Source organism: Cupriavidus oxalaticus (genome assembly GCF_038900635.1).
GTDB classification, from domain to species: domain Bacteria; phylum Pseudomonadota; class Gammaproteobacteria; order Burkholderiales; family Burkholderiaceae; genus Cupriavidus; species Cupriavidus oxalaticus_B.
The window spans coordinates 88,363-115,063 of sequence record NZ_JAYMRX010000023.1 but is presented as its reverse complement, the minus strand read 5'-3'; the positions used below and the strand labels follow the sequence as shown (position 1 = coordinate 115,063).

26 protein-coding genes are annotated in these 26,701 nt (G+C 66.1%); 15 read left to right on the top strand and 11 right to left on the bottom strand.

Features of this window, described 5'->3' with window-relative positions; all coding sequences use genetic code 11:
* Positions 1–92: 92 nt before the first annotated feature.
* Together VSR71_RS27875 and VSR71_RS27870 are read left to right on the top strand one after the other, a co-directional pair.
* Positions 93–1,064 carry a tripartite tricarboxylate transporter substrate binding protein gene (locus VSR71_RS27875; RefSeq protein WP_342916997.1) on the top strand — a complete coding sequence of 324 codons (972 nt, stop codon included), beginning with the start codon at positions 93–95 and terminating at the stop codon, positions 1,062–1,064.
* An 811-nt stretch (positions 1,065–1,875) separates the two neighbouring features.
* The gene (locus VSR71_RS27870; RefSeq protein ID WP_342916996.1) at positions 1,876–3,168 is read left to right on the top strand and encodes a hypothetical protein; all 1,293 of its coding nucleotides are present in this window, start codon (positions 1,876–1,878) and stop codon (positions 3,166–3,168) included.
* A gap of 127 nt (positions 3,169–3,295) precedes the next feature.
* Here the strand turns inward: VSR71_RS27870 and VSR71_RS27865 are convergent, their stop codons facing one another.
* Together VSR71_RS27865 and uxuA are read right to left on the bottom strand one after the other, a co-directional pair.
* Complete coding sequence (locus VSR71_RS27865; protein WP_342916995.1) at positions 3,296–4,315, bottom strand: tripartite tricarboxylate transporter substrate binding protein; 1,020 nt, start codon at positions 4,313–4,315, stop codon at positions 3,296–3,298.
* A 47-nt stretch (positions 4,316–4,362) separates the two neighbouring features.
* Positions 4,363–5,403, bottom strand: coding sequence for a mannonate dehydratase (uxuA, locus tag VSR71_RS27860; RefSeq protein WP_342916994.1), 1,041 nt, complete (start codon positions 5,401–5,403; stop codon positions 4,363–4,365).
* Positions 5,404–5,660: 257 nt separating this feature from the next.
* On the opposite strand from uxuA, the gene VSR71_RS27855 reads away from it, so the two are divergent.
* From VSR71_RS27855 to VSR71_RS27845, 3 genes are all read left to right on the top strand, one after another.
* Positions 5,661–6,401: a FadR/GntR family transcriptional regulator gene (locus VSR71_RS27855; RefSeq protein WP_342916993.1), complete on the top strand. Its 741-nt coding sequence runs from the start codon at positions 5,661–5,663 to the stop codon at positions 6,399–6,401.
* A gap of 177 nt (positions 6,402–6,578) precedes the next feature.
* The gene (locus VSR71_RS27850; RefSeq protein ID WP_342916992.1) at positions 6,579–6,866 is read left to right on the top strand and encodes a hypothetical protein; all 288 of its coding nucleotides are present in this window, start codon (positions 6,579–6,581) and stop codon (positions 6,864–6,866) included.
* 98 nt (positions 6,867–6,964) lie between these two features.
* Complete coding sequence (locus VSR71_RS27845) at positions 6,965–7,339, top strand: hypothetical protein (protein WP_342916991.1); 375 nt, start codon at positions 6,965–6,967, stop codon at positions 7,337–7,339.
* A gap of 44 nt (positions 7,340–7,383) precedes the next feature.
* Here VSR71_RS27845 and VSR71_RS27840 read toward each other — a convergent pair whose 3' ends face one another.
* The 4 genes from VSR71_RS27840 to VSR71_RS27825 all read right to left on the bottom strand — a co-directional run bounded on the left by VSR71_RS27840 (position 7,384) and on the right by VSR71_RS27825 (position 9,602).
* Entirely contained in the window at positions 7,384–7,638 is a 255-nt protein-coding gene (locus tag VSR71_RS27840; protein WP_342916990.1) for a translation initiation factor 1, read from the bottom strand.
* Between the two features lie 82 nt (positions 7,639–7,720).
* Positions 7,721–7,942, bottom strand: coding sequence for a translation initiation factor IF-1 (infA, locus tag VSR71_RS27835; protein WP_008646230.1), 222 nt, complete (start codon positions 7,940–7,942; stop codon positions 7,721–7,723).
* 72 nt (positions 7,943–8,014) lie between these two features.
* Complete coding sequence (locus tag VSR71_RS27830) at positions 8,015–8,275, bottom strand: isochorismatase (protein ID WP_342916989.1); 261 nt, start codon at positions 8,273–8,275, stop codon at positions 8,015–8,017.
* A 418-nt stretch (positions 8,276–8,693) separates the two neighbouring features.
* The gene (locus VSR71_RS27825) at positions 8,694–9,602 is read right to left on the bottom strand and encodes a LysR family transcriptional regulator (RefSeq protein ID WP_342916988.1); all 909 of its coding nucleotides are present in this window, start codon (positions 9,600–9,602) and stop codon (positions 8,694–8,696) included.
* Positions 9,603–9,759: 157 nt separating this feature from the next.
* Here VSR71_RS27825 and VSR71_RS27820 point away from each other — a divergent pair, with 157 nt between their 5' ends.
* Positions 9,760–10,437, top strand: coding sequence for an isochorismatase family protein (locus VSR71_RS27820; protein WP_342916987.1), 678 nt, complete (start codon positions 9,760–9,762; stop codon positions 10,435–10,437).
* A 253-nt stretch (positions 10,438–10,690) separates the two neighbouring features.
* On the opposite strand, the gene VSR71_RS27815 is transcribed toward VSR71_RS27820, so the two are convergent.
* From VSR71_RS27815 to VSR71_RS27800, 4 genes are all read right to left on the bottom strand, one after another.
* Entirely contained in the window at positions 10,691–12,061 is a 1,371-nt protein-coding gene (locus VSR71_RS27815; RefSeq protein WP_342916986.1) for an MFS transporter, read from the bottom strand.
* A gap of 33 nt (positions 12,062–12,094) precedes the next feature.
* Complete coding sequence (locus VSR71_RS27810; protein ID WP_342916985.1) at positions 12,095–13,699, bottom strand: benzoate-CoA ligase family protein; 1,605 nt, start codon at positions 13,697–13,699, stop codon at positions 12,095–12,097.
* 92 nt (positions 13,700–13,791) lie between these two features.
* Positions 13,792–15,339: a 3,4-dehydroadipyl-CoA semialdehyde dehydrogenase gene (locus VSR71_RS27805; protein WP_342916984.1), complete on the bottom strand. Its 1,548-nt coding sequence runs from the start codon at positions 15,337–15,339 to the stop codon at positions 13,792–13,794.
* 8 nt (positions 15,340–15,347) lie between these two features.
* Complete coding sequence (locus VSR71_RS27800) at positions 15,348–15,824, bottom strand: DUF4863 family protein (protein ID WP_342916983.1); 477 nt, start codon at positions 15,822–15,824, stop codon at positions 15,348–15,350.
* Between the two features lie 87 nt (positions 15,825–15,911).
* Between VSR71_RS27800 and VSR71_RS27795 the strand changes: the two genes are divergently transcribed.
* From VSR71_RS27795 to boxA, 4 genes are all read left to right on the top strand, one after another.
* A complete protein-coding gene (locus tag VSR71_RS27795) occupies positions 15,912–16,874 on the top strand; it encodes a helix-turn-helix transcriptional regulator (protein ID WP_342916982.1) in 963 nt (320 codons plus the stop codon).
* A gap of 254 nt (positions 16,875–17,128) precedes the next feature.
* A complete protein-coding gene (boxC, locus tag VSR71_RS27790) occupies positions 17,129–18,787 on the top strand; it encodes a 2,3-epoxybenzoyl-CoA dihydrolase (protein WP_342916981.1) in 1,659 nt (552 codons plus the stop codon).
* A gap of 46 nt (positions 18,788–18,833) precedes the next feature.
* Positions 18,834–20,261: a benzoyl-CoA 2,3-epoxidase subunit BoxB gene (gene boxB, locus VSR71_RS27785; RefSeq protein WP_092310250.1), complete on the top strand. Its 1,428-nt coding sequence runs from the start codon at positions 18,834–18,836 to the stop codon at positions 20,259–20,261.
* A gap of 196 nt (positions 20,262–20,457) precedes the next feature.
* The gene (gene boxA / locus VSR71_RS27780; RefSeq protein WP_342916980.1) at positions 20,458–21,738 is read left to right on the top strand and encodes a benzoyl-CoA 2,3-epoxidase subunit BoxA; all 1,281 of its coding nucleotides are present in this window, start codon (positions 20,458–20,460) and stop codon (positions 21,736–21,738) included.
* 194 nt (positions 21,739–21,932) lie between these two features.
* Here boxA and paaX read toward each other — a convergent pair whose 3' ends face one another.
* Positions 21,933–22,856 carry a phenylacetic acid degradation operon negative regulatory protein PaaX gene (gene paaX, locus VSR71_RS27775; RefSeq protein WP_342916979.1) on the bottom strand — a complete coding sequence of 308 codons (924 nt, stop codon included), beginning with the start codon at positions 22,854–22,856 and terminating at the stop codon, positions 21,933–21,935.
* A 128-nt stretch (positions 22,857–22,984) separates the two neighbouring features.
* Between paaX and paaA the strand changes: the two genes are divergently transcribed.
* Genes paaA through paaE form a run of 5 tightly spaced genes read left to right on the top strand, consistent with a single transcriptional unit; the run spans position 22,985 to position 26,698 of the window.
* Positions 22,985–23,971: a 1,2-phenylacetyl-CoA epoxidase subunit PaaA gene (paaA, locus tag VSR71_RS27770; RefSeq protein WP_342916978.1), complete on the top strand. Its 987-nt coding sequence runs from the start codon at positions 22,985–22,987 to the stop codon at positions 23,969–23,971.
* Between the two features lie 58 nt (positions 23,972–24,029).
* Positions 24,030–24,311 carry a 1,2-phenylacetyl-CoA epoxidase subunit PaaB gene (gene paaB / locus VSR71_RS27765; protein ID WP_029044895.1) on the top strand — a complete coding sequence of 94 codons (282 nt, stop codon included), beginning with the start codon at positions 24,030–24,032 and terminating at the stop codon, positions 24,309–24,311.
* 13 nt (positions 24,312–24,324) lie between these two features.
* Positions 24,325–25,077: a 1,2-phenylacetyl-CoA epoxidase subunit PaaC gene (paaC, locus tag VSR71_RS27760; protein ID WP_342916977.1), complete on the top strand. Its 753-nt coding sequence runs from the start codon at positions 24,325–24,327 to the stop codon at positions 25,075–25,077.
* A gap of 5 nt (positions 25,078–25,082) precedes the next feature.
* Positions 25,083–25,604 (top strand): 1,2-phenylacetyl-CoA epoxidase subunit PaaD, encoded by a 522-nt coding sequence (gene paaD, locus VSR71_RS27755; RefSeq protein ID WP_342916976.1) that lies wholly within the window; start codon positions 25,083–25,085, stop codon positions 25,602–25,604.
* Between the two features lie 17 nt (positions 25,605–25,621).
* Complete coding sequence (gene paaE, locus VSR71_RS27750; RefSeq protein WP_342916975.1) at positions 25,622–26,698, top strand: 1,2-phenylacetyl-CoA epoxidase subunit PaaE; 1,077 nt, start codon at positions 25,622–25,624, stop codon at positions 26,696–26,698.
* Positions 26,699–26,701 lie beyond the last annotated feature (3 nt).

The window sequence follows — 26,701 nt, the reverse complement described above, 5'->3', positions numbered from 1 at the left end:
AGGCTTCCAACCAGCTTTGCATCCCGGGATCCGGCGATCCCGGCGATCTCGCCACGCGCAACGTGGCGGACATATACCAAGAGGAGACAAGCATGAACAAGACGCGGATTCTCGCCGTGGCGATGGCCGGACTGTGCCTGGCCGGCCATGCGGCTGCCCAGTATCCCCAGCAGCCCATTCGCATCGTGGTGGGCTATGCGGCCGGGGGCACCACCGACATCCTGGCGCGGGCACTGGCCGAGCAACTGGCTGGCGAACTGAAGCAATCGGTGATCATCGAGAACAAGCCTGGCGCGGCCGGCAATTCCGCGGCCGCCTATGTGCAGCAGGCCGCGCCGGACGGCTACACGCTGTTCATGGCGACGGTATCGAGCCACGGTATCAATCCGGCCTTGTACAAGAAGACGCTCGGCTACGAGCCGGTCAACGGCTTTGCGCCGGTCAGCCTGGTTGCCTCGATCCCGCTGGTGCTGATCACGACCGCGAACCTGCCGGCCAAGACTGTGCCGGAGCTGGTGACGCTGGCCAGGAAGAATTCGGGAGAGCTGAACTACGCGTCGAGTGGCAACGGCTCCCCGGTGCACCTTGCCGGCGCGATGTTCGCCCAGAGCGCCAATGCCAAACTCGTGCACGTGCCCTATCGCGGCGGCGCGCTTGCCAATACGTCGGTGATTGCCGGCGAGACGCAGCTGAGCTTTGCCACGCTGCCCGGTGCCTTGCCGCAAGTCAAGGCGGGACGGCTTCGTGCCATCGCGGTCACTACGAAAGAGCGCTCGCCGCAACTCCCCGATGTGCCCGCCATGCGTGAAGTGCCGGGCTTCGGCAGCTTCGAGATCAATACCTGGAATGCGCTGCTGGCGCCCAGAAACACGCCGCAGCCGGTGATCGATGCCCTGAACAAGGCTGTCGCCAGGTCGCTCGCTTCGCCCAGGCTGATTCAGCGCTTTCATGGAGAAGGGGCGACACCGGCCAGCAGCACGCCCGCCGAACTGGGCCGGTTCATCAATGCCGAGTTGAGCAAATGGGCCGGCGTCGTGAAGGAACTCAACGTCAAGGTCGACTGATGCCAAGGCGTTCTGGTCGTTGCTGCCAGGCTGCAAGACGGGTGTTGTCTTGGGCGGCGTGACCAGTTGCGCTTCGGGCCGCTTTATCGTGGGCCTTGTCATCGGTGTTCCGACTGCGTATGGCTCAGCCATTCCGCTCAATGACCGCTCAGGCGGCTCGTACCGAGCGCAGGGGTTCCACTCGCCCGCTCCCCTCGTTCAGACAGGGGAATACAGGCTGATTCGACTTTGAAACAGCTGCGCGGAGCCTGTGCTTCGGCTGGCCTTCACTGCCAGCCCTCAGTGCCTGGCAAGACGAGGCATCTTGTACCAGCCAGTCGGGCCCGTCATCGTCATTCATCACGTGCGTAGCAAGCGCACCGCAAGAATGGGCAGCGCTTTGGTGCCCCGATGTTTCATTTTCTAAGCATCCTTTCGGCGGAGTCGTCTGACGCTGATTCTTTCGCGGTCTCACGCGGAAATGCGCCGGTTTCCTGGGATCGGAATGCTGCTGCCGGCCGCGCGCGCCTGAGCCCGCAATAGTTACATCGATGGCCCGCAAAGCCTTATGCACAAAGGCTTTGCGGGAATTCACAAGCCCCCGTCAACGTGGCCCATGTATTGGGCCATCGTGCATTCCGGGCATCCTTTTCCGACCCGTTCCTCAAGAATTCCGATCGCGCTGCAGGCCTCGTGCCGCATATCCGGCGCTCGTCCATAGGGGCGATTTTTCTTTCCAATTCCGCCATCTAGATTGAACGCATCGTTGGCGCTAGCGCAAGCCATCGGATTTCAACGTGGCTACAAGAAGCCGGGAAAAAGGGGGTTATCCATGAAACGCATCCACATGAGGCTGGCTGCCGTGCCGCTTGCCTGTCTGATCGTCACAGTCGCCGGTTGCGGGGGAGGCGGGGACTCGGCGCCTGCCAGTGCCACGTCCGCCGCGACCTCGCCGGGCAACACAGGACCGGCCACGACCACGCCAGGCAACACAGAATCGACCGCGCCCAAGACAGATCCTGCCGCCATGCTGTCGGGGACCAGTGATCCGGGGCCCGATATCGGCAAGGACGGGGATTTCTACCTCAAGACTTCGACCTGGATGCTCTTCGGGCCCAAGGCAAACGGCGTTTGGCCAGCAGGGGTGTCGATAGCCGGGCCGGCGGGCGGCACCGGCTCCCAGGGCAACACCGGGAGCGGCGGCAATACGGGTCTGGCCGGCAGCACCATCCTGTCCGGCTCGGGCGATCCGACCGACGGCGTCGGCAATAACGGCGACTACTACATCAACACCACCACCTCGACACTGTTCGGACCCAAGGCGGATGGCACCTGGCCGCCGGGCGTCCCGTTGGGCGGCGGCAGCGGCTCGTCTGGACCTGGCGGCGGCACCGTCCTGACGGGTGCGGGCGCTCCGGACAACAGCGTCGGAAACAATGGCGACTACTACCTGGATACCAACACCTGGACGCTGTATGGGCCCAAGGCCAACGACCAGTGGCCGCAGGGGGTCTCGCTGGTCGGCCAGTCCGGCGGCACGGGTGGCACGGGCGGGACTGGCGGTACAGGTGGGGGCACCGTCGGCAATGGCGGTCACATCCTGTACGGCAGCGGTGCGCCGGCCGACAGCATCGGTGTCGATGGCGACTTCTATTTCGATACCTCGACTTCGACGCTGTACGGGCCGAAGCAGGACGGCAAGTGGCCGACTTCCGGCGTGACGATGACGACAGGGACCGTCTACAACGGCAACTTCAACGTGCCGGATACGCTCAGCCGCGGCCACTATGCCATGACCGGCTCGGGCGGTGCGGTGCCTCTGCCGTCGGATTTCGGTGTCGTGATTCCCTACGACTGCAGCCAGGTCAAGCTGACTGCCAGCACGCTCGGCAAGGTGCACGGGTCGCTGGACATCTCGGTGTACAAGGTGACGGGAGCGGGTGCTGCAGTGATCCTGTCGGAGGTCGGCAGCCTGAGCTGCAAAGTGACCAACGGCCTGCAGAGCTGCAGCCGCGAGATGCCCTCCGGGACCATTCTCCACAACGACAAGCTGCAGGTCCAGGTGGACAACAACCAGGCCACCGACTGGGGCGGCCTTGCCGTCAACCTCGCCTGCGTCAAGTAAGCTGGCTGGATAAGGCGAGTCCCGTGGCCGGGCAGGCTGATTTGCCCGGCCACGTGGAGGTTGTCTGTCTTCCCGACTCTTGCCGGCTCTTGACCGTCATGCGGCCGCTATCAGCGGCTGTGCTGGCTTAATCAGCCGTGATGTTGTTTGCCTTCACCACATCGCCCCACATCTTGTAGTGAGTGCGGGTCAGGGTGGCGAGCTGCTCCGGCGTGCCACCGCCGGGTTCGTCGCCGCGGTCGACGATGCTCTTGACCACGGCCGGGTCCTTCAGCGCCGTATTCAGGGCGCCGTTGGCCTTCTTGACGATGTCGGGGCTCAGGCCCGGCGGCCCGTACAAGCCGATGAACGAGATGATGGTGAAGTCCTTGATGCCGCTCTCGGTGGCCGTCGGCACATCCGGGATCATCGCCACGCGCTTGGGTCCGGTGACCATCAGCGGCCGCAGCTGGCCCGACTTGATGAAGGGCGCGACGACCGAGGTCGCATCGAACATCGCATCCAGGCGTCCGGCCATCAGGTCGACCATCGCCGGGCTGCTGCCCTTGTAAGGCACATGGTTCATCTTCGGGCCGCCCATGCGCTCGCGCAGCAGTTCCATCGTGACATGCGGCAGGGCGCCGGTGCCGCCCGAGCCATAGTCGAGGGTCTTGCCCGACTTGTCCCGCGCCTTCACCTCCTCGACAAACTGCGCGTAGGTCTTGATGGGCGAACTGGCCGGCACCACGAGGACCAGCGGAGACTGCAGCATGACGCCGATCGGTGTCAGCTTCTGTGGGTCGACGATGCCGAGCTTGGTGTAGACGTGCGGCATGATCGTCATCGAGCCGTTGCCTACCAGCAGCTTGCTGCCGTCCGGCGGCGCGCGCATTGCCTCTACGGATGCGATATTGCCGTTCACGCCGGCCTTGTTGTCGATGACGAACGGCTGGCCGAGCGAACTCTGCAGGCCGTTAAGCAGCGCACGTCCCGCGAAGTCGGTCTGCCCGCCGGGCGGGAAGCCGACCAGCAGCGTTACCGGCTTGGTCGGCCATGTGGTCTGTGCCCAGCTGGCAGTCGCCGTCAGCGCGCCAAGGCCGAGCGCAGCGATGCCCAGGATCAACGCCGAACGGCGCGAATTCACCGGCGATTTCTTGGTGATTGTCATGACAGGTCTCCCATTATGTTTTGACAGGGCCGCAGCCCCACGGCGCTTCAGGCCGTCTTTTCAATCGCTTCCCACATCCCGTTGATATAGACCGCACCGAGTGCCCGGTCATAGAGGCCGTATCCCGGCTTGCCCGTCTCGCCCCAGATCATGCGGCCGTGGTCGGGGCGGAAATAGCCCTGGAAGCCGACGTCGTGGTACGCCTTGACGATCGCCGCGATATCCAGCGATCCGCAGCTCGACAGGTGGGCGGTTTCCTCGAAGTCCCCTTCGGGCGTGATCTTGACGTTGCGGATATGGGCAAAGTGGATGCGTCCCATGCCGCCGAACTCACGCACCAGCGCCTCGACGTTGTTCTGTGGGCCGGCGCCAAGCGAGCCCGCGCACAGCGTCAGGCCGTTTGCCGGCGTGTCGACGATGCCGAGGATGCGTGCGAGGTCGTCGCGGTTCTTGACGATGCGCGGCAGTCCGAAGATGGGGCGTGGCGGATCGTCCGGATGGATGGCCATCTTGATCCCGCACTCCTGCGCCACGGGAATGACCGCGCGCAGGAAATATTCCAGATGCTCCCAGAGCCTGGCTTCGTCGATGTCGCGGTATTCGGCAAGCAGCGACTGCAGCTCCCCTGGCCGGTAGCTGGAATCCCAGCCGGGCAGGGCGATGCCCTGGCTGGCATCGATCTGTTCGACCTCCCGGGTGCTGAAGGCTAGGCAGGTCGAGCCGTCATCGAGTTTTTTCGCCAGTTCCGTCCGGGTCCAGTCGAACACAGGCATGAAGTTGTAGCAGATGACCTCGATGCCCGCGGCGGCCAGGTTCCTGATGTTCTGCTGGTAATTGGCGATCAGCTGGTCGCGCGTCGCCTTGCCGAGCTTGATGTCCTCATGGACGGGAACCGACTCCACCACCTTGAAGCGCAAGCCCGCCGCCTCGATGGTGGCCTTGAGCGCCAGGATCTTGTCCAGCGGCCAAACCTCGCCGACGGGCTCGTCGTAGATGGCCGAGACAATATGGGTCATGCCCGGGATCTGCCGGATGTATTCGAGAGGGATCGGGTCGGACGTGCCAAACCAGCGGAACGACATCTTCATGGGTGGAGCTTCCTTCGGGGGCGGGCGCCCGATAATGTGGTCAACCAAACCAAGGTTGCCTGGTTCACCAATTATGAAGCGGTTGCCCAGTTTTGCCCTCAAGGTTTACCATGGGATGCATCAGCGCCAGCCCATGCCACATGCGAACTACTATTCGGCGGCCGATCCGTGACCAAGCGCTGTGCCTCAATCGGTACGTTTTTTTGTGACACGTGGTCCACCGGTGATGACACCGGGCCGCCACCGCCTTTCCTGCGATGCGAAATTCCACAAACGAGCTTGCAACACGTCCAGCAGTCGATAACCCACCTGCTGCCAGCGACCGGTCTTACCTGGGCCTGGCCAGCCAGTTGCACGCGCTGATCGCATCCGGAGAGTTCTCGGCTGGCATGCGGCTGCCGTCCGAACGCACCCTGGCCGAGCGGTTCAGCGTCAGCCGCACCCTGGTGCGCGAGGCGATCATCGCGCTGGAGGTCCAGGGGCTGGTGGAAGTGCGCGGCGGCTCGGGAATATACGTCTGCGCGGAGACACCGGCGCCCGGCCCCGAGCCGTTCGAACTGACCTGGAGACCGGGGCCTATCGAAACGCTGCGCGCCAGGGCGTTGATCGAATCGGAAGTCGCCGGCCTGGCGGCCAGCGAACGCAAGGACAGCGACCTTGACCGCATGTTCTCGGCCCTGAGCCTGATGCGCGAGCACATGGACGACAAGCAGGCCAACGAGGCGGCGGACCGCCAGTTCCACCTGTGCCTTGCCGAATCGACCGGCAACAGGGTCCTGTTGCACATGGTCACCGCACTGTGGGACAGCGGGCGCAGCGATCCCCTGTGGGGCAAGATCGAGGACCACTTCCATACCACCGGGCTGCGGCTGGCCTCGCAGGAAGACCATCAGCGGATCTTCGCGGCCGTGATGGCCCGCGACGGGACGGCGGCGCGGGCGGCAATGCGCACCCACCTGGAGAGAGTAATCAGCGAGTTCACCCAGGCGTGGCGTTGATGGACAAGTCCTTGGGCATATGAGAATTCAGTGCAGCGCTGCGCAAGCCGCGCTGCATCGAATGCCGGACCACAGTAATCGGAGTCTGTCCAGGGAGGGACAAACAGAAATAAAGCCACTGTTGATGCTGCAACAGGCGTAGAGTGAGGGGAAGACCACCAACCCGCGGAGGCTGTCATGGACGTTTATCCAGCTGCGACTTACAAGGGATATGACGTCTATCCCCTGGTGTACAAGCATGCCGTCGCGCGGGTGTGGCCGGAGCCCAGGCCGGACCGCTCGTTCGATGCGGCCGTGGTGATCTGCCTGGCCGGCGAATCGCCTGAAAGCGCGCAGGCACGCACCTTCCGCCTGGATGCCGCGCCCTGGGACAACGTGGGCGGCGCGCGCCGCGGCGCACTGCGCTATGCCGAGGACATCATCAACGGCACGGTGCCGGGGGTGTCGCTGGTCACGATGCGATAGCAGTCTTTCTCGCCATCATTTCTCCCCATCAACGCGGCACGATGCCGCCTGGCGCCACGGTGCGCGACAGCATCCGTCAGCCAGCAGGGAATTCGTTCATGGACACGCGTTCGGGATCATCCGGTTTTCTGTGCACGTTGCCCGGCGAGGGCAAGGGCATCACCTACCATGTCGCGGTCTGCTTCATCGATGCGCAGCGGCCCACCGGCGTGCTCTTCACCAGCTTTGTCGGGGCCGGGCGGCGCGCATTCGCCGTGCTGGCCGAAGCCGATGCACTGCCGGACCAGCTTGGCGCCAGCGGCGAAGCGCTGTGCCGGCTGGCCATCGGCCAGGTGGTGCGCGACAATCTGCATGACAAGGCGCGCGAGGGCGACTATGTGCTGGACCTCGGCGCCGTGCCGTGGGACGGCGAACTGAGGCCGGTTGGCAGCGGCCTCCGGACCGGACGGCCGCATGTGCGCGTGGTGGGCTGAGGCGGCGCTCAGCGGTGCTCAGGCGGCACGCGGCAGGACTTCAGTCAGATCTTGAACACCGGGGCGCCGTGGCGCTCCAGCAGTGCTTCGATCAGTGCCATATCGGTGATTTCGGGCGTACGGTCTTCAACCGCGCGCGACGGGCCGCAATAGGTGGCCGTGACGTGGCGCCTCACGGTCAGTACGCCGGCCGCCGGCGGCTCGATCTGTACCTCCTGCCACGGGGTATGCCGGTAGGTGCCTGCCTGCCAGCCGTCCGGCGTCAGGTGCAGCAATTCCCATTCTTCGATGATCGACATGGTCGGTTCTCCTTTGCGGTGAGGTGGATCATTGCGGGACGGCATGCGCCGCTGCGGCGCATGCCGTGGCGAAGCATGCCAACTACGACTTGTGTCGATAGTTGATACGGCCCTTGGTCAGGTCGTAAGGCGACATTTCCAGCGTGACGCGGTCGCCCGCCAACACCCGGATGCGGTTTTTCTTCAGGCGGCCGGACGAATAGGCCCAGACTTCGAACCCGTTTTCCAGGATCACGCGGAAACGGTTGTCCGGCAGGACTTCCGATACCTTGCCGCCAAATTCCACCAGTTCTTCTTTAGCCAAGGAGGCTCCTTGCGTGAGCGGCGCCGGCACGGCGCACGCTGTTGTGACGGCCTTGCGGCCGGGGAATAGGCGTTACTGCAGGCGCAGCCGCGCCGCGGCGCGCTCGCCGGCACGGCGGGCTGACTGGCGCGCGTGGGCTTCCGAGCGGTGCGTGTCGTGGCGCATGGCGACGTTGGCGACGATGCGCTCGGCCCCGTTGCGGTATTCGGCGATCATGTAGGTCGCGAACCAGAGGCCGGGTTCCTGCTGGATCGGGTAGACCGAAACGGTGTACGGGCTGTGGATGCGGCTGTTGTCCTGGCGTTGATGGTGGTTGTGGCTGCTTTGCTTCAATGTGTGCCTGTTCATGAGGCGCGGCCGCGGGCGGCGCGGTGCATCGGTGCGATGCAGGCGGCGCAGGGTAGCGACCGTTCGCCGTTGCTGTAGGCCAGCGTCGGGGCTCGCGCACGGCGCAAGCGGGGAGTCTGGCGGGAAGTGGACCATGCCTGCGCAAGCCGGTGCGCTACAAGGGGCGCAGTGGTTGCGGAGCGGACGTGCCGCCGGTCGGGTAGGGTGATGGGCGATGCCGCCCAGGGAGTGCCGGGATCAAGCCCGGGCCGCCGCCGATATGCTTCTTGTGGGATTGTCTTGCGGCGGGCGCACTGGCGTCGGGCGTTGCCCGATCCATGCGTAAGAACCCGCATGATACCACTTCTGCGCCGGTCCTGCCCGCATGCCGGGCAGAGCACCCCGTGGGGGCCGCTCCCGACGCTCAGGTTTCGCTGATCTGCGCGAAGCGCTGCGACAGGAAATCGATCAGCTCGCGCACTGACGGAAGCAGTCCCCGCCGCGACGGAAACACCGCGTGGATCACGCCGCCCTTGATCGACCAGCCGGGCAGCACCCTGGCCAGGCGGCCCTCGCGCAGTTCGTCACTCACCATCATCAGCGGCAGTTGCACCAGCCCTGCGCCGGCCATCGCGGCGGCGCGCAGCATGATCATGTCGTCGGTGACCAGGCGGGGCTTGTGGTGCAGCTCGGCGCTGGCGCCGTCGGGGCCGTGCAGCGCCCACACATGCGTGGGACGCGGCGGACCCAGGTCCAGCGTCGGCAGCGGGTCCAGGTCGGCCGGCGTCAGCAGCGGGGGCAGGCTCTCCACCAGCCTGGGGCTGGCCACGATGCACCACGCACGCTCGGCCAGCACGCGCATCACCAGGTCGCTGTCGTCCAGCGGCGGCACGCGCACGCGGATGGCCAGGTCCACGCCTTCGGCAACCACGTCCACGCGGCGGTTGGTGGCCTCCAGGTGCACCGTGACCTTCGGATTGGCGGCCATGAAATCCGCGATCATCTCGCCCACGCGGGTATGCAACAGCGCCACCGGGCAAGTCATGCGCACCAGCCCGCTGGGTTCGGCACGGGTGCGCTCGATCGCGCTCTCGGCGGCCTCCGCCTCGACCAGCATCGCCTTGCAGTGAGCGTAGTAGGTCTGCCCCAGTTCGGTCACGGAAAAGCGGCGCGTCGAGCGCTGGATCAGGCGCACGCCCAGCCGTTCTTCCAGCATGGCCACACGCCGGCTCAGCTTGGACTTGGGGATCCCCAGCACGCGCCCCGCGGGCGCAAAGCCCTGGTGGTCGACTACCTGCGCAAAGTAGTACAGGTCGTTGAGGTCTGGATGCAACGGGGGCTCCTGTCGTCCTGCCAGTAGGACGCTGAGAGCAGATTTTCGAGCCTACCGGGGCCATCTGCCAAGACCTATGCTTTTGCCACACGGTTGGTTACGCGGCATTGGACGCCACGGCCACCCATCCTCGTCCACCATGCAAGGAGAAAGCGAGATGACCACCCCCGCCAATTTCAATGGCAAGCGCCCCGCAATCGATCCCGCCGATACGGCCATGCTGCTGATCGACCACCAGAGCGGCTTGTTCCAGACCGTGGGCGACATGCCGATGCCCGAACTGCGCCTGCGCGCCGCCGCGCTGGCCAGGATGGCAACGCTGTGCAAGCTGCCCGTCATCACCACGGCCTCGGTGCCGCAAGGGCCCAACGGCCCGCTGATTCCCGAGATTCACGAGAACGCCCCGCATGCCAGATATGTCGCGCGCAAGGGCGAGATCAACGCGTGGGACAACCCCGACTTTGTCGCCGCGGTGCGCGAAACCGGCAAGAAGACGCTGATCATCGCCGGCACCATCACCAGCGTTTGCATGGCCTTCCCGTCGATCAGCGCGGTCGCCGACGGCTACAAGGTGTTCGCCGTGGTCGACGCTTCCGGCACCTATTCCAAGATGGCTCAGGAGATCACGCTGGCGCGCATCGTCCAGGCCGGCGTGGTGCCGATGGATACCGCAGCAGTGGCCTCCGAGCTGCAGCAGAGCTGGAACCGCCCGGACGCCCAGCAATGGGCCGAGGTCTACACCAAGATCTTCCCCGCCTATCAGTTGCTGATCGAAAGCTACATGAAGGCGCAGGAAGTCGAGAAGAAGCACGAGGTGCTGGACTCGCAGCGCTGACATCAGCCCCATTGGGATGGCTATTCACCCCTGGGCACGGCCGGTGGGCAATCCTCCGGCCGTGCCCGTTTTCACAGGAGTAAGCCAATATCCCGGATTACCGCAACCTGATCACCGCATATACGACGGTGAAGGGCAGCAGATAGTCTGCATGCCGGCAGCATGCACGCCTCGATTGGCTCCCCTCTCCCGCTTGCGGGAGAGGGGCAGGGGAGAGGGCCGGCCGTGGCTATGCCGACGAGTGAGATCAGACTCAAGCCTGCTTCACCGCAGCCCCCACGGCCGCCTGCTCGGTCTCCCCCTGCGCCGAGGCCGACCGCCGGTGGTTGATCAGCGACACCGCCAGCACCGCGATCACCGCGGGAATCGCGATCGCCATGAAGTTCTGCTGCAGCGGCAGCGACATCCCCACCAGCACGCCGATCACGATCGGCGCCAGGATCGCGCCGCTGCGGCCCACGCCCGAGGCCCAGCCGATGCCGGTGCCGCGCACCGCCATCGGGTAGAACTGGCCGGCATAGGCATAGGTGACGATCTGCGTGCCGATGGTCGAGGCACCGGCCAGTCCCACCACCACGAACAGCGCGGCGCTCGGCATCGGGTAGCCCAGCAGCGTGATCGAGATCGCGGCCAGCGCGTACATGCCGATCAGCACATGCTTGATCGGCAGCCGGTCGGCCAGCCAGCCGCCGCCGACGGCGCCGATCATCGCGCCGAAGTTCAGCACCAGCACGAAGGTCAAAGCCGAGCCGAGGGTGTAGCCGGCGCCAGCCATCAGCTTGGTCAGCCACGAGCTGAGCGCGTACACCATGAACAGGCACATGAAGAACGCCACCCAGAACATCGCCGTGCTGAAGCCGCGGCCATCCTGGAACAGGCGGCGGATCGGCGCGCTGCCGGCCGTCTTTTCGTCCCCCTCGTCGGCGGGCAGGGTGAAGACGTCGTCCGGCTGCGGGCGGTGCGACGGCACCAGCCGCGATACCACGGACTGCAGCATGGCGGTCTGCCTGGTGCGGATCAGGTAGGGCATCGATTCCGGCAGCGCGCGCAGCACCAGCGGGACCAGCAGCACCGGCAGCCCGGCGGCGAGGAACACCGACTGCCAGCCGTAGCTCTCGATCAGGCCCTTGCCCAGCAGCGCGGCCAGCATGCCGCCGACCGAATAGCCGCTGAACATCAGCGTCACCAGCGTGCCGCGCAGCTTGCGCGGCGAGTACTCGGTCATCTGCGCCACCACGTTGGGCATCACGCCGCCGATGCCCAGCCCCGCCAGGAAGCGCGTGACGCTGAACGTGACCGGATCGCCGGCAAAGCCAGCCGCCGCCGTGAACACGCTGAACAGGCCGATGCAGATGGCGATGGCGCGCCGGCGGCCGATGCGGTCGGCCACGGTGCCGAGGAAGATCGCGCCGAACATCATGCCGAACAGTGCCGAGCTGACCATGAAGCCCGCGCTGGTGGCGGTCACGCCCATCTCCTTCATGATCGACGGCAGCGCGATGCCGGCGACGGCCAGGTCATAGCCGTCGAAGATGATGATCAGCGCGCACCAGAACAGGATCTGCGCATGGAAGCGGTTGAAGCGGGCCTCGTCGGCCAGCTGGTGGACATCGATCTGACGCATGGGTTGTCTCCGGTATGGTGGGATGGCGCGTGCTCACGCCACTGCAACGGCGCGCTCTGCGGCGGCCTTCAGCTCGCGCTCGCGCAGCACGAAGCGCTGGATCTTGCCCGTGGCGGTCTTGGGCAGCGTGTCGACGAACTCGATCGCACGCGGATACTTGTACGCGGCCAGCCGCTCCTTGACGAAGGCCTTCAGCTCGCCGTCGCCAAGCTGCGCGCCGGACTTGAGCACCACGAACGCCTTGGTCTTGATCAGCCCCTCCTGGTCAGGCACGCCGATCACCGCCGCTTCGAGTACGGCGGGGTGCTGCACCAGGGTGGCCTCGACCTCGAACGGCGAGACGTAGATGCCGCTGACCTTGAGCATGTCGTCGCTGCGTCCGGCGTAGCTGTAGGTGCCGTCCGCGTTGCGCACGTACTTGTCGCCGCTTTTGGTCCAGCCGCCGCGGAAGGTCTCGCGCGATTTCTCGCGATTGGCCCAGTACATCATCGCGGCGCTGGGGCCCTGGATAAAGAGGTCGCCGATCTCGCCGTCGGGCACCGGCTGGCCGGATTCGTCGCGCAACTCGATCGAGTAGCCCGGGACCGGCCAGCCGGTGGTGCCATAGCGCACCCGGCCGGGACGGTTGGACAGGAAGATGTGCAGCATCTCGGTGGAGCCGATGCCGTCGATGATCTCGCAGCCGAAATGCGCGGTGAAGCGCTGGCCGATCTCCGCGGGCAATGCTTCGCCGGCCGACGAGCACAGCCGCAGCGCCACGTCGGCGCGCGCGGGCAATGCAGGATGGGCCAGCATGCCGGCGTAGCCGGTGGGCGCGCCGAAGAATACCGTGGGCTTGTGTTCCAGCCAGCGGCGGAAGGTCGCCTCGGGCGTGGGCCGCTCGGCCATCAGCACCACCGTTGCGCCAACGCTCAACGGAAAGCTCAGGCCATTGCCGAGGCCGTAGGCGAAATACAGCTTGGCCGCGGAAAAGCAGATGTCGTCCTCGCGCAGGCCCAGCACCGGACCGGCGTAGAGCGAGGCGGTCCAGTACGGGTTGCCATGGCTGTGCACCACGCCCTTGGGCTGTCCGGTCGAGCCTGACGAATACAGCCAGAAGCCCGGATCGTCGCAACTGGTCGCGGCGGGCACTGCCAGCGGGGTTTGCGCGGCGAGCACCGTGTCGAGCGACACCATGCCCTCAGGCAACTGGCCTTGCGCGCGCGATACGAACACGGTGGCCACTTCATGCCCGGGCCGTGCGAGCGCGTCCTGCAGCACCGGCAGCAGCGCCGCCGACACCAGCACCGCCTGTGCGCGGCTGTGCTGCAGCATATAGACGTAGTCATCGACGGTCAGCAGCGTATTGACCGCCACGGGCACGATGCCGGCATACATCGCGCCGAGGAAGCTCGCTGGCCAATCGGTGCAGTCGTGCATCAGCAGCAGCACCCGTTCCTCGCGGCGCACGCCGGCGCCGAGCAGCGCGGCGGCCACGCGCCGCGCCTGCTGTGCCAGCTCGCCGTAGGTCAGCTGGCCGTCGTCATCGATATAGGCGGTCTTGTCCGCGCGCCCGGCATTGCACGCCAGCAGGTGCGCGGCAAAGTTGAAGGACGCGCCCGGCGGCTGCACCGGGACGTCTGCGGTGGTGGCGGTCATGCTTGTCTCCCCGTTACTGGTGTACGGTGTGCTGCGCGCCGCCATGCGAGGGCGGCGCGGTGAAGGAGCGGTGAAGGGATGTGAACCGGCGGTCAGGCCAGCGTGCCGAGTACCCCGGTGCTGGCCTGGACCGCGCTGCGGCGATGGTAGAAATGCAGCGCGCGCAGGCCGCCCAGTTCCTCACCGCCGCCGGCGCGGCCAGGGCCGCCATGCAGCGATTGCGGCATCACGTTGCCGTGGCCGGTGTGCAGCTGCGCGACGTCGGGAGAAATCACATGCACGCGGCCGTGGCTGTCGGCCAGTTCGACCGCCGCGGTGCCGAGCGCTGCGGCATCGCTGCCATAGAGCGAGGCCACCAGCGAACCCTGGCCGCGGCGCACCAGCGCGAGCGCATGCGCGGTATCGCGATAGGGCAGCAGCGTGGCGACCGGGCCGAACACCTCGGTGTCATGCACCGCCGCGGCCGCATCGGCGTCGCTGACGCCGAGCAGCGTCGGCCCGATGCAGCAGGCCACGGCCGGATCGGCGTCGACCAGCGGCTGCCGCGTGCCGTCGTGCAGCACCTGCGCGTGCTGGCGCAACGCCGCAAGCCCTTCTGTGACCGCATCGAACTGTGCGCGGCTGACCAGCGCGCCCATGCGCACCGCGTCATTGCGCGGATTGCCGACGGTGACTTTCGACAGCCGCGCGCCGATCGCTTCGGCGGCCTGCCCGTAGAGCGCCTCGGGCACGAACACGCGGCGGATCGCGGTGCATTTCTGCCCGGACTTGACCGTCATCTCGCGCACCACTTCCTTCACCAGCAGGTCGAACGCGGCGGTGTCCGGCCCCGCCTGCGGCAGCAGCAGCGCGCTGTTGATGCTGTCCGCCTCGATATTCACGCGCACCGAGCGCTGCGCGATGGCCGGATGCGAGCGGATCACCGCCGCGGTATCGGCCGAGCCGGTGAAAGACACCACGTCGAAGGGCTGCAACTGGTCCAGCAATCCCGCCGAACTGCCGCAGACGACGGACAGCGCGCCGGCCGGCAGCACGCCGGCCTCGACCACGTCGCGCACCATGCGCTGCGTCAGCCAGGCCGTGGCGGTGGCGGGTTTGACGATCACCGGCACGCCGGCCAGCAGCGCCGGGGCCGCCTTCTCCCACAGTCCCCAGCCCGGGAAGTTGAAGGCATTGATAAACAGCGCCACGCCGCGCGTCGGCACCAGCACGTGCTGCGACTGGAACAGCGGATCCTTGCCCAGCCGCGCGGCCTCGCCGTCGAGCAAGTAGTGGCGGTCGCCGAGCGTATCGCCGAGCTTCGCATAGGTGCCCAGCGTAAAGATGCCGCCATCGATATCGACCGCGGAATCGTTCGTCACGGTGCCGCTGTTCGCGGTGGCAATCTCGTAGTAGGCATCGCGGTTGGCCTGCAGCACCTTGACGACTTCACCCAGCAGCGCGGCACGCTGGCGGTAGGTCAGCGCGCGCAGCGCGGCGCCGCCCTGTTCGCGCGCGAAGGCAAAGCCGGCGGCGAGGTCCAGGCCGGTGGCATCGACCCGCACCAGTTCATCGCCCAGCACGGGATCGAACAGCGGCGTGCCGGCACCGCTGCCTGTCTGCCATTTGCCGCCGAGATAGTTGGAAAGCAGTTCGGTCATGGCAGTCCTCAGCGGGTGAAGTCGATGCGGCCTTCCGGCAGCAGGTAGAGCACCAGCGCGCGGCCGTTGCTGACGGTGGGGCGGTGCGCGCTGCCCGGCGGACATACCAGCCAGCCAGCGGCGCGGCCGTCGAATTGCGCATTGCCTTCCAGCGGCATGATCAGGTCGATCTCGCCGTTGGGATGCGTATGGTGCGGACCGGCAATGTCCTGCATGTCGACCACATCGACCGAGAAGCCGTGCAGGTCGTCGGCGGGCTTGAAGATGCGGCCGTAACGGATGCCGCCGCCTTCGCGGTCGCACAGCCAGCCTGCGGCCACGCCGGCCTCGCAGCTTGCCTTCAGTTGCTGGTAGGTAGCGCTGCCGGCGCCATGCTCGGCATTGAGCCAGGCGTCCAGCGCGGCATCGAGCGGCCGGCCGGCAAGCTGCGCGGTAAGTTGCGCAATCTGCTCGCGGAATTGCATTGGAGAGGGGGTGGGGGACATCCAGGGGGCTCCGTCTGATTCAGCCATTGCTATCGAAGGCTTCATGCATTATTGTGCATGTATGAAAAATAGGACCACCGAGAAATCATGTCAAGCACTATATTGCATGAATCTGGGTTAACCCGGGATGAGCGCCTGCAAGATGATTCAGGCGCGGCCGCCGCCAACGGTGCCGAGAAAAACCCCTTCCTGGTGGCGCTGGGCGAGCGCGTGCGCGACCTGCGCGCGTGCCGTGGCCTGACGCGCAAGGCGGCGGCGCAGGCCGCCGGGGTGTCGGAGCGGCACCTGGCCAACCTGGAATATGGCAGCGGCAACGCGTCGATCCTGGTGCTGCAGCACATTGCCGACGCGCTGCAGTGTTCGCTGGCCGGGCTGCTGGGCGACGTCACCACGTCCTCGCCGGAATGGATCCTGCTGCGCGAGCTGCTGGAGCACCGCGACGAAGCCACGCTGCGGCGCGTGCGCATTGCCGTGGGCGAGATGCTCGGCACCGGCGGCGAGAATGCCGTGCAGGCGGCGCGCAGCCCGCGCGTGGCGCTGATCGGCCTGCGCGGCGCCGGCAAGACCACGCTCGGCGCCATGCTGGCCGAGGACCTGGATTTCCCGTTCGTCGAGCTGAGCCGCGAAATCGAGAAGTTCGCCGGCTGCAGCATTGCCGAGATCCAGGGGCTGTACGGCATGAACGCCTACCGCCGCTACGAGCGCCGGGCGGTGGAAGAGGCCATCCAGATCTATCCCGAAGCGGTCATCGCCACGCCTGGCGGGCTGGTGTCCGACCCGGCCACCTTCAACCTGCTGCTGGCCCACTGCACCACGGTCTGGCTGCAGGCCGACGCGGAAGACCATATGGAGCGGGTGCGGGCACAGGGCGACTTCCGCCCGATGGCGGCCAGCAAGGAGGCGATGGAAGACCTGCGCCATATCCTGGCTGGTCGTGCCGCGTTCTATTCCAAGGCGGAGTTTTCGCTGGATACCAGTGCGCAGCCGCTGGAGCCGACCTTCGCGGCGCTGCGCGAGCTGGTGCGCACGGCGCTGCAGATGCCAGGCTAAGGCTTGCCTGGTCGCCCTCGGGGGTATGGCGCCAAGGGTTTTTCCCTCTCCCGCTTGCGGGAGAGGGTCGGGGTGAGGGCGGGGGTCTCTACGAAGTGAAGGTGTCAAACCGGCCTCTGCTCAGGTGCATCCACGTTCTCTTCTCCAGAAGATGCACAATAGTGCTTGCATAAAATCTGATTGATGAACTATAGTGCGTTCGAACAGATTCCCGCTAATGCACTATGGTGCAGCTTCACCGAGGAGACACCGCCGTGACCACCGCCCCCCGCGTCGAATACCAGACCACCCCCGACCAGTACAAGCACCTGAAGCTGAAATTCGAAGGCCCTGTCGCCACGCTGGCGGTGGATATTGACGAAAACGCCGGCTTGCGCCCCGGCTACAAGCTCAAGCTGAACAGCTATGACCTCGGCGTCGACATCGAGCTCAACGATGCGCTCAACCGCATCCGCTTCGAACACCCGGAAGTGCGCACCGTGGTCGTCACGAGCGGCAAGGACAAGGTGTTCTGCTCGGGCGCCAATATCTTCATGCTGGGCGTCAGCAGCCATGCGTGGAAGGTCAACTTCTGCAAGTTCACCAACGAGACCCGCAACGGCATCGAGGACTCCTCGCAGCACAGCGGCCTGAAGTTCCTGGCCGCGGTCAACGGCGCCTGCGCCGGCGGCGGTTATGAGCTGGCGCTGGCCTGCGACGAAATCCTGCTGGTGGACGACCGCTCGTCCGCAGTGAGCCTGCCGGAAGTGCCGCTGCTGGGCGTGCTGCCGGGCACCGGCGGCCTGACCCGCGTGACCGACAAGCGCCATGTGCGCCACGACCTGGCCGATATCTTCTGCACCACCACCGAGGGCGTGCGCGGCCAGCGCGCCAAGGACTGGCGCCTGGTCGACGATATCGCCAAGCCGGCGGTGTTCGCGCAGAAGGTGCAGGAGCGCGCGCTGGCGCTGGCCGCAAAGAGCGACCGTCCGGCCGATGCGCAGGGCGTGGCGCTCACGCCGATCGAGCGCACCATCGAAGCCGATGCGCTGCGCTACACGCATGTGACGGTCGAGATCGACCGCGACGGCCGCACCGCCACGTTCACGGTGAAGGCGCCGACGGGCACCCAGCCGCGGAACACCGATGAAATCGTGCAAGCCGGCGCCAGCTGGTACCCGCTGCAACTGGCGCGCGAACTGGAAGACGCGATCCTGTCGATGCGCACCAACGAGCTGGATATCGGCACCTGGCTGATCAAGACCAGCGGCGAGGCCGCCGCGGTGCTGGCCACCGACGCCACGCTGCTGGCGCACAAGGACCACTGGTTCGTGCGCGAGACCATCGGCCTGCTGCGCCGCACGCTGAGCCGCCTGGACGTGTCGTCGCGCAGCCTGTTCGCGCTGATCGAGCCGGACTCCTGCTTTGCCGGCACTTTCCTGGAACTGGCGCTGGCCTGCGACCGCAGCTACCACCTGGCGCTGCCGGACGACGAGGCGCGCGCGCCGAAGATCACCGTGGCGGAAGTCAACTTCGGCCTGTACCCGATGGCCACCGGCCAGAGCCGCCTGGGCCGCCGCTTCTATGACGAACAGCCGGCGCTGGACGCGGTGCGCGCCAGGGCAGGCCAGCCGCTCGATGCCGATGCCGCCCATGCGCTCGGCCTGGTCACCGCCAACCCCGACGACATCGACTGGACCGACGAAGTGCGCATCGCGCTGGAAGAGCGCGTGGCGATGTCGCCCGATGCCCTGACCGGCATGGAAGCCAACCTGCGCTTCAACGGCCAGGAAAACATGTTCACCCGCATCTTCGGCCGCCTGACCGCGTGGCAGAACTGGATCTTCCAGCGTCCCAACGCCGTCGGCGACAAGGGGGCGCTCAAGGTCTACGGCAAGGGCGACAAGGCCGCCTTCGACTGGAACCGGGTCTGACCGACCCTTGAACGCATACCGAATCGCCCGCACCACGGAGGCCACCATGTCCGGCATCAACTACAGCGACAAGATCCCCAACAACGTCAACCTGAGCGAAGACCGCACCCTGCAGCGCGCGCTCGAGCAATGGCAGCCCAACTACCTGAGCTGGTGGAACGACATGGGCCCGGAAGGCTCGCACAGCCATGACATCTACCTGCGCACCGCGATCAGCGTCGATCCGCAGGGATGGGCCCACTTCGGCCACGTCAAGATGCCGGACTACCGCTGGGGCATCTTCCTGAATCCGGCAGAGGCCAACCGCAAGATCCACTTCGGCGACCACAAGGGCGAGGACGCGTGGCAGGACATCCCCGGCGAATATCGCGCCAACCTGCGCCGCATCATCGTGACGCAGGGCGATACCGAGCCGGCATCGGTCGAGCAGCAGCGCCACCTCGGCCTGACCGCGCCCAGCATGTACGACCTGCGCAACCTGTTCCAGGTGAACGTGGAAGAGGGCCGCCACCTGTGGGCCATGGTCTACCTGCTGCACAAGTACTTCGGCCGCGACGGCCGGGAAGAGGGCGAAGCGCTGCTGGAGCGCCGCAGCGGCCAGCAGGACAACCCGCGCATCCTGCAGGCGTTCAACGAGCAGACCCCTGACTGGCTGTCGTTCTTCATGTTCACCTACTTCACCGACCGCGACGGCAAGTTCCAGCTGTGCGCGCTGGCCGAGAGCGCCTTCGACCCGCTGGCACGGACCACCAAATTCATGCTGACCGAGGAAGCTCACCACATGTTCGTCGGCGAGAGCGGCGTGTCGCGCGTGATCCAGCGCACCTGCCAGGTGATGAACGAACTGAAGACCGACGATCCGGCAAAGCTGCGTGCCGCCGGCGTGATCGACCTGCCGACCATCCAGCGCTACCTGAACTTCCACTACAGCGTCACCATCGACCTGTTCGGCGCCGATGAGTCGAGCAACGCCGCCACCTTCTACAGCACCGGCCTGAAGGGCCGTTACGAAGAAGGCAAGCGCATGGACGACCACGTGCTCAAGGGCCAGACCTACCGCATCCTGCAGGCGCAGAACGGTCAGCTCACCGAAAAGGAAGTGCCGATGCTCAACGCGCTCAACGAAGTGCTGCGCGACGACTACATCAAGGACAGCATGGCCGGCGTCGAGCGCTGGAACAAGGTGATCGAGAAGGCCGGCATCCCGTTCCGCCTGAAGGTGCCGCACAAGGCCTTCCACCGCAATATCGGCGCGCTGGCCGGCGTGAAGGTATCGCCGGACGGCCGCGTGATCTCCGACGCCGAATGGCGCGATTTCCGCGACCAGTGGCTGCCCACCGAAGGCGACCGCGCCTTCGTCGCCAGCCTGATGGGCCGCGTGGTCGAGCCGGGCAAGTTCGCCAACTGGATCGCACCGCCGGTGATGGGCATCAACCGCCAGCCGGTGGATTTCGAGTACGTGCGGTTTAACTGATCGACATGGCTGCTTCCGTGCTGCCGGTTTTCTCCCCTCTCCCGCTTGCGGGAGAGGGGCGGGGGTGAGGGCGGGAGCTTCAACGAAGCGCCGGTGCTTAAACCACCCCTCACCCTGCCCTCTCCCCTGAGGGGAGAGGGGAACACCGAGGGCAGGGGATAAATGCCCTGGAAGCACTCTGATTCTGGAGACCGCCATGGACATGGCAGAAATTCAAGTCATCAAGCAGCACCTGATCGATCCCGAGATCTGCATCCGCTGCAACACCTGCGAAGCCACCTGCCCGGTGGGCGCGATCACCCATGACTCGCGCAACTATGTGGTCGACGCCGACAAGTGCAACCTGTGCATGGCCTGCATTTCCCCGTGTCCGACCGGCTCGATCGACAACTGGCGCGCCATGCCCCGGCTGCGCGCCTACAGCGTCGAAGAACAGCTCACCTGGGATACGCTGCCGGAAGAACTGTCGCCCGAGCAACTGGCCGACCTGGCGCCCGGCGCCGACCTGCAGACCGCCGCGCCGGAACTCCCCGCCGCATCGCCGCTGTCCGGCACCGCAGAGGAAACCTTCAGCAGTGCCCGCTACGGCGCCACCGTGCCGCCGTGGTCCGCCGCGCATGCCTACACCAACCTCTATGGCGCCAAGTCCACGCACAAGACCATTACCGCCACGGTGACCGGCAATGTGCGCGTGACCGAAGTCGGCCGCGAATACGACACGCACCACATCGTGCTGGACTTCGGCGCGACGCCGTTCCCGGTGCTCGAAGGCCAGTCGATCGGCATCGTGCCGCCGGGCACCGACGCCGGCGGCCGCCCGCACCATGCGCGCCAGTACTCCATTGCCAGCGCGCGCAACGGCGAGCGTCCGGGCTACAACAACCTGTCGCTGACCATCAAGCGCGTGCTGCAGGATCACGACGGCAACCCCGTGCGCGGCGTCGGCTCGAACTACATGTGCGACCTGAAGGTGGGCGACAAGGTGGAAGTGATCGGGCCGTTCGGCGCCAGCTTCCTGATGCCCAACCATCCGCGCTCGAATATCGTGATGATCTGCACGGGCACCGGCAGCGCGCCGATGCGGGCGATGACCGAATGGCGCCGGCGGCTGCGCAAGGCCGGCAAGTTCGATGGCGGCAAGCTGATGCTGTTCTTCGGTGCGCGCAGCAAGGAAGAACTGCCGTACTTCGGACCGCTGCAGAACCTGCCGAAGGATTTCATCGACATCAACCTGGCGTTCTCGCGCACGCCGGGGCAGCCCAAGCGCTATGTGCAGGACCTGATGCGCGAGCGCGCGGCCGATCTCGCGGCGCTGCTGGCTTCACCGGATACGTACTTCTATGTGTGCGGGCTCAAGAGCATGGAAGAGGGCGTGGTGCTGGCGCTGCGCGATGTGGCGCAGCAGGCAGGGCTGCATTGGGAGACGCTGGCGGAAGGGTTGAAGCGGGACGGGCGGCTGCACTTGGAGACCTACTAAGGACCCATCCATCGACGCCAAGCATTATCTATTCCCCTGGGGTGCTCCCTCTCCCGCTTGCGGGAGAGGGTTGGGGTGAGGGCCGGCGCGTGCAAGAGCGACGGCCCTCGCTTCGTGGAGGCGCCTGCCCTCACCCCCGGCCCCTCTCCAGCGGGCGGGAGAGGGGAGCAAACAAGCGCGGGGCTGACGTGAGTTCAGTCATGCATGAACCGCCTGCGCAACACCCTTTCCGCATGCATCAGCGACCCTTCTGCCACCTCGACCACGCGGTGCAGGTAATCCTCGCTCGCTTCCAGCAGCGCCCCATACATCCCGCTGCACAGATCCCGCGCCGTTCGCCCCGGCCAGTCCTGTGGCAGGAGCGCCTCCGGCAGGTTGGGATCGCGCAGCAGCACGCGCCGGTATTCATGCACCAGCAGCGTCCGGACAAAATAGGCGTCGGCCGGCGCTAGTTGCGCCGCTTCTTCCGCCAGCGGTGAAAACCGTTTCAACAGCGCCTGCCACGCGTCCGCCACGTCGCCCAGCTTGAAGGTCTGGTGCATCAGCGCCTGCAGCGGCTGGATCGGGAACGCTTCCAGGCTGCTTGCCTCCATCACCGAGACGTACTCCTGCGCGCGCGCCGCGCCGATGATCTCGCGCAGCGATCCCAGGTCCGCATTGGGATGCGCCATCACTCCCGGCGCGATTGCACCAAAGCCCTCCCACAGCAATTCCCGCTTCAGCTTCTGCCGCACGGTGGCGCGTACGTCACCGCGCACCATCACCATCGTCCAGCGGCCATCCCATTCCTGCGCTTCGCCCGCATAGATGCGCTTGCCGGCGTGCAGCACGCGTTGCAGTCCGGCTTCCGACAGTCCGTAGTAGCTGCGCCGTCCGATCCTGGTGGCGCTCAGCCAGTCGTCCGCGGTCAGCCGGAACGTGGCCGTGCGCACCAGCCGGTCGTTGATGCCGAACGGTGCCGCGAGGCGGATCAGGCTCCCCAGCCACACCGCCTGCGGCCGCGGCGCCACCACGTCGCCGAACAGCGTCACCAGCAGGGAATTGGCTCCCAGCTTGAGCCCGCGCGCCAGCCGGGCAATGCGTGGAGAGGGTTGTTCCGGGTCAGGTGAAGTCGCCATCGCGGGTCCTTGAAGTGATACACATTCGTCGATTGCTTGAATCAAATTGTATCACTACCATGCATTGCAACTGACGCAATTGACGTAAATCAAGAGCCCGAGCGGGACCCAACAAAAGCGGAGCAGGCATGTACGCACAGCTGGTGGAGACAGGAGCAACAAGGCTCCGCGCGATGGAAGAGATGGACCCGCAGGAGCGCGCGTTCCAGTCCCGCGTGGACGAAGGCATCAAGATCGAGGCCAAGGACTGGATGCCCGAGGCTTACCGCAAGACCCTGGTGCGCCAGATCTCGCAGCACGCGCACTCGGAAATCGTGGGCCAGCTGCCGGAAGGCAACTGGGTCACCCGCGCGCCCACGCTGGAGCGCAAGGCGGTGCTGCTGGCCAAGATCCAGGATGAAGCCGGCCACGGCCTCTACCTGTACAGCGCGGCGGAAACGCTGGGCGTGTCGCGCGACCAGATGCTGGGCGACCTGCATTCGGGCAAGGCCAAGTATTCCAGCATCTTCAACTACCCCACGCTGTCCTGGGCCGATATCGGCATGATCGGCTGGCTGGTCGACGGCTCGGCCATCATCAACCAGGTGCCGCTGTGCCGCTGTTCGTACGGCCCGTATGCGCGCGCCATGGTGCGCGTGTGCAAGGAAGAGTCGTTCCACCAGCGCCAGGGTTACGACATCCTGCTGAAGCTGTGCAACGGCACGCCCGAGCAGAAGCAGATGGCGCAGGACGCGCTCAATCGCTGGTGGTGGCCCGCGCTGATGATGTTCGGCCCGTCCGATGGCGACTCGCCCAACAGCGCGCAGTCGATGCAATGGCGCATCAAGCTGTTCTCCAACGACGAGCTGCGCCAGAAGATGGTCGACCAGACCGTGCCGCAGGCGGAGTACCTGGGCCTGACCATTCCCGACCCGAAGCTGAAGTGGAACGAGGAACGCGGCCACTATGACTTTGGCGAGATCGACTGGTCCGAGTTCTACAACGTGATCCAGGGCAACGGCCCGTGCAACCGCGACCGCCTGCGCACCCGCGTCAAGGCCTGGGACGACGGCGCATGGTTCCGCGACGCACTGGTTGCCCACGCCGACAAACAGGCGCAGCAAGCCGCCGCCTGACCCCATGCGGCGCAGCGCGCCGCTCCCCATATCGAATCGCATTACACAGGAGGTTGCCATGAAAGAGTGGCCGCTTTGGGAGATCTTTATCCGCAGCCAGCACGGCCTGGCCCACAAGCACGTGGGCAGCCTGCACGCCCCGGACGGCGAAATGGCGATCAACAACGCCCGCGACGTCTACACGCGCCGCAATGAAGGCGTCAGCGTCTGGGTGGTGAAGGCCAGCGACGTGATGGCCAGCAGCCCCGGCGACAAGGGCCCGCTGTTCGAGCCCGCCAACAGCAAGGTCTACCGCCACCCGACGTTCTTCCCGATGCCGGAAGCGGTCAAGCACATCTGAGACGGCCCGCATCATGACGAACCACAAGCTCGAATATTTGCTGCGCCTTGGCGATTCCACGCTGGTGCTCGGCCAGCGCCTGTCGGAATGGTGCGGCCGCGGCCCGGCGCTGGAAGAGGACATCGCGCTGACCAACGTCGCGCTCGACCTGGTCGGCCAGACCCGCCTGTGGCTGGGCTACGCCGCCGAAGCGGAAGGTGCCGGCCGCACCGCCGACCAGCTGGCCTTCCTGCGCGATGCGCACCAGTTCCGCAACCTGCTGCTGGTGGAACAGCCCAACGGCAGCTATGCCGATACGCTGGCGCGCCAGTTCCTGTTCGACACGTGGCACTACTTCCTGCTCGAAGCGTTGCAGCGCTCGACGGACGCGCGCATCGCCGGGATCGCCGCCAAGTCGCTCAAGGAAGTGACTTACCACGTGCGCCGCAGCGCCGACCTAGTGGTGCGGCTGGGCGACGGCACCGAAGAAAGCCACCGCCGCATGCAGGAGGCGTTCGACGACCTGTGGATGTTCACCGGCGAACTGTTTGAAGCCGATGCGGCCGAAGCCGCGCTGGCGAACGAAGGCGTGATCCCCGATCCCGCCACGCTGGCCGGGCCCTGGCAGCGCCACGTCAGCGAGGTGCTGGAAGAAGCCACGCTGCGCGTGCCCGCCGGCCAGTGGGCGCAGAGCGGCGGCCGCCACGGCCGTCATACCGAACACCTCGGCTACCTGCTGGCCGAGATGCAGTTCCTGCAGCGCGCCTATCCCGGCGCGCAGTGGTGAGCATCATGACCGCGCAAGCGCTGGACCGTGCCGCCGTGGAGCAGGTCTGGACCTGGCTCGACACGGTGCCCGACCCCGAAATCCCCGTGATTTCCGTGGTGGACCTCGGCATCGTGCGCGACGTGGCGTGGGAAGGCGACGCCTGCGTCGTCACCATCACGCCGACCTATTCCGGCTGCCCGGCCATGACCGTGATCCGCGAGGGTATCGAAAGCGCGCTCGCCGCGCAGGGCGTGGACAAGGTCCGCGTGCAGACGCAGCTGGCGCCGGCGTGGACCACCGACTGGATGACCCCGCGCGGCAAGGCCAGCCTCGCCGGCTACGGCATCGCGCCGCCGGCGCAGCAGGTGATCGATATCAGCGGCATCAGCCGCAAGGCAGGCAGGGGAGCGGCGCTGGTGGTGGCCTGCCCGCACTGCGGCTCGCGCCAGACGCGGCTGGTCAGCCAGTTCGGCTCGACCGCGTGCAAGGCGTTGTACCGCTGCGGCGACTGCAAGGAGCCGTTCGACTACTTCAAGGCTCACTGAGAAGGAAAGGTGGGGAGATGAGCAAATTCCATGAACTGACGGTGGCCTCGGTCACGCGCGAGACCCGCGACGCGGTGGCCGTGACCTTCGCCGTGCCGGACGAACTGGCCGACGCCTACCGCTACGTGCAGGGCCAGCACCTGACGCTGCGCACCGGCATCGATGGCGAGGACGTGCGCCGCTCGTATTCGATCTGCTCCGCGGTACAGGATGAACAGCTGCGGGTGGCGATCAAGCGCGTCGACGGCGGGCTGTTCTCCAACTGGGCCAACGAGCAGCTGCAGCCTGGCATGAAGCTGGAAGTGATGCCGCCATCCGGCCATTTCCACGTGCCGCTGTCCGCCGCGCACGCGAAGCACTACGTCGCCTTCGCCGCCGGCAGCGGCATCACGCCGATGCTGTCGATCATCAAGACCACCTTGCGGGCGGAGCCGGAAAGCCGCTTCACGCTGTTCTACGGCAACCGCGCATCGTCGTCGGTGCTGTTCAAGGAAGAGCTGGAAGATCTGAAGGATACCTACCTGCAGCGCTTCAACCTCGTGTTCGTGCTCAGCCGCGAGCAGCTCGACATCGACCTGTTCAACGGCCGTATCGACGGTGACAAGGTCAACGCGCTGCTCAAGCAATGGGTCAGGCCGCAGGACATCGATGTCGCCTTCATCTGCGGCCCGCACTCGATGATGGAAGAGGTCTCGCAGTCGCTGCTCGACAACGGCGTCGACAAGGCCCGCATCAAGCGCGAGCTGTTCGCCACCAGCATCCCGTCGGCGCGGCCCGCCGCGCATGCGCACAAGCAGGTCGGCCAGCAACAGTGCGAGGTGACGGTGATCCAGGACGGCCGCACCCGTTCCTTCACGCTGGAGAAGAACAAGGAAACCGTGCTCGACGCCGCGCTGGCGCAGGGCATCGAGCTGCCGTACTCATGCAAGGGCGGCGTCTGCTCGACCTGCCGCTGCAAGCGCATCGAAGGCGAGGTCGACATGGATGTCAACTTCGCGCTGGAAGACTACGAGGTCGCGCGCGGCTTCATCCTGAGCTGCCAGAGCTACGCCGTCAGCGACAAGCTGGTGATCGATTTCGACCAGGAAACCTGAAGC